Origin of the sequence: Mesorhizobium sp. M7A.F.Ca.AU.002.02.1.1, from assembly GCF_003998535.1 — a bacterium.
Classification (GTDB): domain Bacteria; phylum Pseudomonadota; class Alphaproteobacteria; order Rhizobiales; family Rhizobiaceae; genus Mesorhizobium; species Mesorhizobium ciceri.
Genome location: NZ_RZPB01000321.1, coordinates 1 through 6,645, shown reverse-complemented (window position 1 = coordinate 6,645; position 6,645 = coordinate 1). Strand labels below are relative to the sequence as shown.

Genomic DNA, 6,645 nt, shown 5'->3' with positions numbered 1-6,645 from the left:
GATCCAGTCTTCCTTCTTCTTGCGCAGAAAGGACAGCGCCTTGAAACGGGCAATGCCGAGCAGCCATGTCGAGACTTCGGAACGCCCTTCGAAGCCGGGCGCCTGGCGCCACAACTCGAGGAAGACTTCGTTGGCGATATCGTCGGCCATCATTTCCGATCCCGTCTGGCGCGCCACGAAGCGGTAGACCCGCGCGTGGTGACGCATGAACAGGAGCCGCACGGCGGCTCGGTCGCCCTTCGCGACCCGGTCGACAAGCGCGCGATCGGTCTCCGTCGCTGCCGTCATGGCCGGTCGAGCCGCCTGGCTCCTGTCTGCTCTGTCGCTGATCGGCCCAAAAAGGTTCATCCTCCGCCAAGGAATTTTGCGGAGGCTAACCGAAGAGCGCGGAGGTTGCCAGAGGTGCGCCTCTTCCTTCTCCCACAAGGGCAGAAGGGAAGAGCTTCGCGGACCGCTTCTCACTCCAAGAAAGACTTCGCCTTCATCGTCGCGGGCACGGGAACGCCCAGTCGGCTCAGCACCGTCGGCGCCAGCTGCAGCTGGTCGAGTAGTGTGTCCGCATCCGGCCCTTTGCCTTGTCCAAAATAATACAGCGCGAAATCCTGCATCTCGTCGTCATGGCCGCCGTGATGGCCACGATCGGTCTGGCCGTGATCGGCGGTGACGATCACCTCATAGCCGGCTTCGATCCAGCGTGGCAGGAAGGCGGCCAGCATGCCGTCCATCGCATAGACGGCATGGTCCATCTCGTGGCAGTCGTGGCCGAAGCGGTGTCCCATCGAATCCAGCGTGCAGGTGTGCAGGATGCCGTAGTCGATGCCATGGCGTTTCGTCAGCATGGTCAGCGTCGCGAACAGGTCGACATCGCTCGGCGTCATCTGGTTGCGGAGATTGTAACCGGTCATGGTGTGGAAGCGGCCATGCGTGATCGGCCCGCCTGGCTCGTCGAATTCCATGCCCTCCACCAGGTCGAACGGGTAGGCGCGGAAGAATTCCGACCAGTAGGAATGGGTCACCGCCCCCGTCTTGCCGCCTGCCTTGCTGACCTCGGAGAAGATATCGGGCTGCTCGACGCGGAAACGGTTCTCATTGGAGAGAATCCCGTGCACCTGCGGCGAAACCCCGGTGTGGATCGAGGCATAGCAGCAGGCCGAGGTCGACGGCAGCACCGAGCGCATCTTCCAGACCTGCGCCTCGCCCGATTGCACCCAGCCTTCGAGATTGCCCATCAGCCGGCGCCAGTTCCGGTAAGGCACGCCATCGAGGATGATCAGCAGAAGCTTGGATTTGAGCGCCACGGGCTGCTCCATGCGGTTGGCGGTTGAAACGGGAACGCCGTGTGCCGTCCCGGGCACACGGCGTTCTGATAGATGAAATCGGACGATCAGGGTCCGCTCAAGCGTTGAGCCAGCACTCGGCAAGCGCGTAGCCGTCCATCATTTCGCCGATAGGGCTCTTGGCATAGCCGCCGATCTTGTTGGTGGCGGCCGCGTCGATGAACTGGTTGAAGAAGGGCACGATCAGCCCGCCTTCGTCACGCATCATCACTGCCATATCGTGGTAGATCGCCTGGCGCTTGGCCTGGTCGAGCTCGCCGCGCGCGGTAAACAGCATCTTGTCGAATTCCGGCCGCTTGAAGCGCGTGTCGTTCCAGTCGGCGGTCGAGACATAGCCGGTGGAATACATCTGGTCCTGCGTGGCGCGTCCGCCCCAGTAGGAGAGCGAGAAAGGCTGCTTGTTCCAGACCTCCGACCAGTAGCCGTCGCCGGGTTCGCGCTTGATCTCGATCTTGATGCCGGCTTTGGCGCAGGACTGCTGATAGAGCTGTGCGGCATCGACGGCGCCCGGGAAGGCGACGTCCGAGGTGCGCAGCACGATCGAGCCGCTGTGGCCTGATTTCTTGTAGGCTGCCGCCGCCTTGTCCGGATCGAACTTGCGCTGTTCGATATCGGCGGAAAACAGCGGATAGGCCTCGTTGATCGGGAAGTCGTTACCCACCGAGCCATAGCCGCGCAGGATCTTTTCCAGCATCTCGTCGCGGTCCATGGCTAGCTTCAGCGCCATGCGCAGATCGTTGCTGTCGAAAGGTGCGGTGTCGCAGAACATGTTGAACGGATAGTAGCCCTTGCCCGAGACGTTCTCGATGGAAACGCCCGCGATGCGCTTGACCAGATCGACGACCTTGGGTTCGACGCGGTTGATCATGTGCACCTGGCCGCCTTGCAAGGCTGCAAGCCGTGCGGTCGCATCATTGATGACGATGATCTCGACCTGGTCGGCATGGCCGGCCTTGTCGCCAAGCCAGTAATTGGCGAAACGCTCGCCGCCATGGCGCACGCCTGGCTGGTTGACGCTAACCTTGTAGGGTCCGGCGCTGATGCCGGCATTCGGATCGTCCTTGCCGCCATTCGGCTGGATGACGAGATGGTAGTCGGCCATCAGATAGGGGAAGTCGGCATCGGCGTCGCCGAGCGTGACGATGACTTCCTTGCCGCTCGCCTTGACGCCCTTGATGTTCTTGAGGATGCCGAGTGCTCCGGACTTGGACTTCTCGTCCGCATGGCGCTCGATGGTGGCGGCAACGTCCTCCGCGCCGACCGTCTTGCCATTGTGGAACTCGATGCCATCGCGGATCTTGATCGTCCATGTCTTGGCGTCGGCTGAGGCGCCAATCTCTTCGGCAATCAGGTTGACCAGCTTGTTGTCCGGTGTGAGGCGCACAAGATACTCGCCCCAAAGCTTGCCAAAGCTGAAGGTTACCTGGCTGAGATTCAGCGCCGGATCGAGGCTGTTGGTGGATTCCCCGCCCTGCAGGCCAGCCTTGATGATACCGCCCTTCACCGCCGTCTGGGCAAATGCCTTGCCGGCCAGCGCCGGCATCATGGCCGCCGATACGCCGAGCGCGGCGGCGCGCCCAAGAAAGGCACGGCGCGATATCCGGCCGTGACCGGCGAGTTCGGCGAGATAATCGAGTTCAGTTTTCATGTCCTACCCCTGTTTAAAAGTCGTGCGAGCGGCGCTCGTCCCGAAGGACGTGTGGCGCTCTAGTGTTGCATCCGGATGACGGTCGCTGACGCCCCTATGTGGCAGCTTGGTCTGACACAATTTCCAGGGGAAGCGCCTGCCTTTTTCTTCCGGCAGTATTGGTTCCCAGTTTTCCCGGAATTGCTTTAGTTCCCCGCGCTGGCCATGCGCCGTCCCTTGATTGCCTTTTCCAGCCAGCCGATTTCCATCTCTGGAACCGAGGAGAGCAGCAGGTCGGTGTAGGCGTCGAAGGGCGGGCTCAGCACCTTGCCCTTGGGGCCGTAACGCACCACCTCGCCGCGATACATAACCGCGATTGAATCGGCGATCGACTTCACCGTGGCAAGGTCATGCGTGATGAACAGATAGGCGACGTTCTCTTCCTTCTGCAGCTCCAGCAGCAGCTCGAGGATGCCGTGTGCCACCAGCGGATCGAGCGCCGAGGTCACCTCGTCGCAGATGATCAGCTTCGGCTTGGCGGCAAGCGACCGGGCGATGCAGACACGCTGTTTCTGGCCGCCGGAAAGCTCGGCCGGGTAGCGGTCGGAAAATCCCTTGCCCATCTCGATCTTGTCGAGCAGTTCGGCAACGCGTCTGTCGCGCTCACGGCCGCGCATGCCGAAATAAAACTCCAGCGGCCGGCCGATGATGGTGCCGACGGTCTGACGCGGGTTCATCGCCACATCGGCCATCTGGTAGATCATCTGCAACTGGCGCAGATCCTCCTTCGGCCGGTCGGCCAGCCTGTTGGCCAGCGCGCGTCCGTCGAAGGTGACGGTACCCTGTTCGGGTGGCAAAAGTCCCGTGATGGCGCGCGCCAGCGTCGACTTGCCGGAGCCGGACTCGCCGACCACGGCCAGCGTCTGGCCCGGATAGATGTCGACGGATACGTCCTTCAGCACCTTGATATGGCTGCGGCCATAGGCGGCGGTGACGTTCTTCACCGACAGGAACGGCGACGTGCCGGGCTTCTGCTCCTGGTGTTCGATCTCATGCACCGAGACCAGCGCGTTGGTGTATTCCTGGCGCGGCTCCTTGATGATCTGCCTTGTGCCGCCCCATTCGACCAGCCTTCCATGGCGCAGCACCATGATCTCGTCGGAGACCTGGGCGACGACGGCAAGGTCGTGCGTGATGTAGAGCGCAGCGACATGGGTGTCGCGGATGGCGTCCTTGATCGCCGCCAGCACGTCGATCTGCGTCGTCACGTCGAGCGCCGTGGTCGGCTCGTCGAAGACGATCAGGTCCGGCTCGGAGCACAGGGCCATCGCCGTCATCACACGCTGCAACTGGCCGCCCGAAACCTGGTGCGGAAAACGCTCGCCGATGGTTTCAGGGTTCGGCAGGCTGAGCTTCTTGAACAGCGCAACCGCGCGCTTCTCGGCCTCGGCGCGTGTCGCGGTGCCGTGCAGCAGGGTGGCTTCCACCACCTGGTCCATCAGTCTGTGCGCCGGGTTGAAGGCCGCTGCCGCCGACTGCGCGACATAGCAGACCTCGCGGCCGCGTAATTTGCGGAAGCCGTCCTTGCCGCCCTTGAGGATGTCGCGGCCGTTCAGGATCACCTCGCCGCCTGTGATGCGCACGCCGCCGCGGCCGTAGCCCATAGACGACAGGCCGATAGTCGACTTGCCGGCGCCGGATTCGCCGATCAGGCCGAGCACCTTGCCCTTCTCGAGCGTCAGTGAGACATCGTGCACCAGCACGATGTCCTTCGGCGGTTCGCCGGGCGGGAAGACGGTAGCCTCGATGCGCAGATTGCGGATGTCGAGCAGCAGGCCTGACTTCGGTTGCCCGAGCTTCGCTTTGGTGTCGGCCATCACCCGCGTCCTCCCTTGAGGCTTGTCGTCCGGTTGAGCACCCAGTCGGCAACCAGGTTGACGGAAATCGCCAGCAGCGCGATCGCCCCCGCTGGGATGAGTGCGGCCGCGATGCCGAACACGATGCCGTCTTTGTTTTCCTTGACCATGCCGCCCCAGTCGGCGTCCGGTGGCTGCACGCCAAGGCCGAGGAACGACAGCGTCGACAGGAACAGCACCGCGTAGATGAAGCGCAGACCGAGTTCGGAAACCAGCGGCGACAATGCGTTGGGGAGGATCTCGCGGAAGATGATCCAGCCGCTGCCTTCACCGCGCAGTTTCGCCGCTTCGACATAGTCCATGACGTTGATGTCGACGGCGACCGCGCGCGACAGGCGATAGACGCGGGTCGAATCCAGAATGCCCATCACCAGGATCAGCGTCACCAGATTGGTCGGCAGCACCGACAGCACGACGAGACCCATGATCAGTGTCGGGATCGACATCAAGAGATCGACGAGGCGCGACAGCAGCGTGTCGAACCAGCCGCCGAAGACGGCCGCCGAGAAGCCGAGAATGGCGCCGAGCGAGAACGACAGCGCGGTGGCCAGCACCGCGATGAACAAAGTGATGCGGGCGCCGTAGATCATGCGCGAAAGCAGGTCTCGGCCGAGATTGTCGGTGCCCAGCAAATGGGCAGCCGACATCGGTTCCCAGACGTCGCCGACGATTTCGCCATTGCCGTGCGGCGCGATCCAGGGGGCGAAGACCGCCGCAAGCACGAACAATGCCGTCAGCACGATGCCGATCAGCGCGGGGATGGGGATGCGTTTGATATCGAGCATATCCGCCCCCTATTTCGGATGTCTGAGACGCGGATTGGCGACGATCGCCGCTATGTCCGCAATGATGTTCAGGCTGATATAGACGGCGGCGAAGATCAGGCCGACCGCCTGCACCACCGGCACGTCTCGCTTGGTGACGTGGTCGACCAGATACTGTCCCATGCCCGGATAGACGAAGATCACCTCGACCACGACGACGCCGACGATCAAGTAGGCGAGGTTGAGCATGACGACATTGATGATCGGCGCGATGGCATTGGGGAAGGCGTGCTTGCGGATGACGTTGAAGGCCGACAGGCCCTTCAGTTCCGCCGTCTCGACATAGGCCGACTGCATGACATTGAGGATCGCCGCGCGTGTCATGCGCATCATGTGGGCGAGCACGACCAGCGTCAGCGCCGTCGCCGGCAAGGCGATCGCCTGCATCCGTTCGCCAAAAGGCATGCCGTCATAGACGGTCGAAATGCCGGGGAATATCTGCCATTTCACGGCGAAGAAATAGACCAGCACATAGCCGATGAAGAATTCGGGAAACGAGGTCGAGGCCAGCGCCAGCCCGGAGATCAGCTTGTCGACCCAGCCATTGCGGTAGCGCACCGCGATCAGGCCGAGGATGATCGCCAGCGGCACGGCGACGATCGCCGCCCAGAAGGCGAGGAACAGCGTGTTCCACAGCCGTCCCTTGATCGACGTGGCGATGTCCTGCCCGCTCGACATGGCCGTGCCGAGATCGCCGGTCAGCACGCCGCCCAGCCAATGAAAATACCTGAGATAGGCTGGCTGGTTGAGTCCGAGCTGCTCGCGCAGATTGGCAAGCGACTCCGGCGTCGCCGACTGTCCGAGAATGGCTTGCGCGACGTCGCCGGGCAGGATCTGGGTGCCGGCGAAGATCAGGACCGAAACGGCCAACAAGAGCAGAATGCCCAGCGCAACGCGCTGGGCCACCAGTTTCAAGATGGGTGAGGACATATCCGCAAGGC

General features: G+C 62.7%; 6 protein-coding genes. All 6 read right to left on the bottom strand.

All coding sequences use genetic code 11. The features are described from left to right. Window positions 1–288: sigma factor (locus tag EN879_RS19615; protein ID WP_281034596.1), on the bottom strand; the 288-nt coding region annotated here is incomplete at its 3' end. 170 nt (window positions 289–458) lie between these two features. After that, window positions 459–1,298 (bottom strand): alkaline phosphatase family protein, encoded by an 840-nt coding sequence (locus tag EN879_RS19610; protein ID WP_024501944.1) that lies wholly within the window; start codon window positions 1,296–1,298, stop codon window positions 459–461. Window positions 1,299–1,395: 97 nt separating this feature from the next. After that, on the bottom strand, window positions 1,396–2,985 hold the full coding sequence (locus tag EN879_RS19605) for an ABC transporter substrate-binding protein (protein WP_024501943.1): 1,590 nt from the start codon (window positions 2,983–2,985) through the stop codon (window positions 1,396–1,398). A gap of 185 nt (window positions 2,986–3,170) precedes the next feature. Beyond that, a complete protein-coding gene (locus tag EN879_RS19600; protein ID WP_013528251.1) occupies window positions 3,171–4,841 on the bottom strand; it encodes an ABC transporter ATP-binding protein in 1,671 nt (556 codons plus the stop codon). Next, entirely contained in the window at window positions 4,841–5,665 is an 825-nt protein-coding gene (locus tag EN879_RS19595; RefSeq protein WP_013528250.1) for an ABC transporter permease, read from the bottom strand. The genes EN879_RS19600 and EN879_RS19595 overlap by 1 nt, the downstream gene beginning before the upstream one ends. A 9-nt stretch (window positions 5,666–5,674) precedes the next feature. Then, window positions 5,675–6,634: an ABC transporter permease gene (locus EN879_RS19590; RefSeq protein WP_013528249.1), complete on the bottom strand. Its 960-nt coding sequence runs from the start codon at window positions 6,632–6,634 to the stop codon at window positions 5,675–5,677. Window positions 6,635–6,645: the final 11 nt, after the last annotated feature.

Coding starts and splice junctions, on each gene's coding strand:
- EN879_RS19605 (WP_024501943.1), bottom strand. CDS start 2,985: ATGAAAACTGAACTCGATTATCTCGCCGAACTCGCCGGTCACGGCCGG.
- EN879_RS19600 (WP_013528251.1), bottom strand. CDS start 4,841: ATGGCCGACACCAAAGCGAAGCTCGGGCAACCGAAGTCAGGCCTGCTG.
- EN879_RS19595 (WP_013528250.1), bottom strand. CDS start 5,665: ATGCTCGATATCAAACGCATCCCCATCCCCGCGCTGATCGGCATCGTG.
- EN879_RS19590 (WP_013528249.1), bottom strand. CDS start 6,634: ATGTCCTCACCCATCTTGAAACTGGTGGCCCAGCGCGTTGCGCTGGGC.